General features: G+C 33.3%; 1 protein-coding gene. It reads right to left on the reverse strand.

All coding sequences use genetic code 11. The annotated features are described in order from the left end of the window. On the reverse strand, positions 1 to 1,596 hold a 1,596-nt coding region (locus tag ASHG_RS09130; protein WP_167320523.1), incomplete at both ends, for a MucBP domain-containing protein.

The following is a 1,596-nucleotide window of genomic DNA, read 5'->3' on the forward strand; positions in this document are numbered from 1 at the left end:
CCGTCTTTACCTGCTGTTCCTGGTTGACCTTCTTTACCAGCTTCTCCATCTTTTCCGTCTGGTATAAAGAATGTTTCTTCTTTTACAACTTTATTACCATCGTTAGGGTTTGTGATAGTTATTGTTACATTTCTTCCCTTAACGCCATCTTTATTAGTAGTTTCTTCTACTGTTATATTTGTTTCGTTTGGTTTAAGTGGTTTTTCTGGTTCTGCTGGAGTTGTTGGTGTTTCTCCTAAGTTGTATTCGATTATTTGTTTTTGTCCATCAGCTATCTTTTGTCTAGAAACTTCTTGCCAATATTTTCCATCGAATTCTTGGAAGTTATCTTTATTAAAGTCTGGTATTTCGTCTGGATTTATATGTTTATAAAGAACTTTATATCTAGCGTTTTTACCTTCTTGAGTAATCTTGATAGTTCCAACAGGAAGATTTTTATTTTCTTTTAATTCTTGTTCGAAGTCTTCTGTTTCTTCGATCATTTCATAGATATCTTTTGGACTTTCTTTTCTATCGTAAACATAAGTTACTTCAAGTTTCTTATCAGCTACATAGTTTCCATTTTGATTAGCTACTGCACCGTTTTTAGTTGTTGTAGCTTCTGCATTGAAGGTGTATCCATCTCTATCAGATTTTCCTGTAGTATAAGATTCTGATGTTTTACCTGAAGTTACATCTCCGTCTACTCTTTCATCTACTATATATGTTCCATCTTCTCTAAGAGTTCTGTAGATGTGGTGTTCTTGGAATGATCCCACTTTTTCTTTTGGAACTTCTACAGTTTTTTCGTAAACATAAGTGATTTCTTGTTTAATACCTGGTTTGTAGTTTCCTTTTGTTTCATCACCATTTGCTGAGTAGATTGGTCCACCAATTGGATTTTCAATTCTCTTGAATTCAAAATCATCTTTTTTCACTTTTCCTGTAGTGTAAGATTGTTTTGTATTTCCTTTAGTAGTTTCTCCATCATCAGTTGTTGTTTCAATGATGTTTCCATCTTGATCTTTTGTGATGTATTTATGGTGTTCTTGGAATGATCCATTCTTTTGAACTCTTGTGTAGATGTAAGTTACTTCTTGTTTAGTATCTTTTACAAATTTACCTGTAGCAAGGCTTCCATCAGTATTTGAAGCTGCACCATTTGCTGGTTTTACTTCTGTAAGTGTATAAGTTGGTTGATCTATTTTTTGTGTTTTATAATCTTCCCCAACATTACCAGTTTCAACATCTTTATCAGTTGTAAAGTCTGTAGAAATTACATTTCCGTCTTCATCTACTGTTTGATAAATGTGGTGTTCTTGGAATGAACCTTTTTCTTCTGTTTTTTGATAGATATAGGTTACTTCTTGTTTTTCACCTGCTACGTAGTTTCCTTTTGTTGGTTCTCCATTTTCTGAGTCGTATTTTACGCCTAGTTCTTTGGATTTGTCATTTGTTGGTTTTACTTCTACTAGCTTGTAACCTTCTTTGTCTATTTTATTTGTTGTATATTCTTCGTTTTCTTTTCCTGTTTGTTCGTCACCGTCGGTTGTAGCATCTTCTGATATTACATTTCCGTCTTTATCTACTGTTTGATAGATGTGGTGATCTTGGAAT

The organism is Anaerococcus senegalensis JC48 (assembly GCF_000321005.1).
GTDB lineage: Bacteria > Bacillota > Clostridia > Tissierellales > Peptoniphilaceae > Anaerococcus > Anaerococcus senegalensis.